This is a genomic window from Halomonas sp. ND22Bw, from assembly GCF_003011945.1.
Lineage (GTDB): Bacteria > Pseudomonadota > Gammaproteobacteria > Pseudomonadales > Halomonadaceae > Halomonas > Halomonas halophila.
Map to the genome: position 1 here is coordinate 1 of NZ_PXWD01001160.1, position 260 is coordinate 260.

Annotated in this window: 1 protein-coding gene; it reads right to left on the reverse strand. The window is 70.0% G+C overall.

Translation table 11 applies throughout. The annotated features are described in order from the left end of the window. Positions 1–260, reverse strand: a 260-nt coding sequence (locus CVH10_RS21820; protein ID WP_146143262.1) for a hypothetical protein, incomplete at both ends; no start/stop codon positions are given.

Below are 260 nucleotides of genomic sequence, written 5' to 3' on the forward strand. Positions count from 1 at the left end.
AATAGCTCGGCCATCTCCTCGGGGCTCTTGAAGTACTGCTCCTCGGTGTAGCGCCGCTCGCGACGCGGGTCGTCCAGCGCCTTGCCCTCACCGATCGAGACCCGGGTCTCGTGGGCCCAGCAGTCCTCGCGCTCGAGGAAGCGCACGTCGTTGGTGGCCACCACCGGGGTGCCGGTCTCGACGGCGAGGTCCACCGTGAGGTGCACGCACTCCTCCTCCAGCGGCCGGCCGGTGCGGGTCAGCTCCAGGTAGTAGCGCCC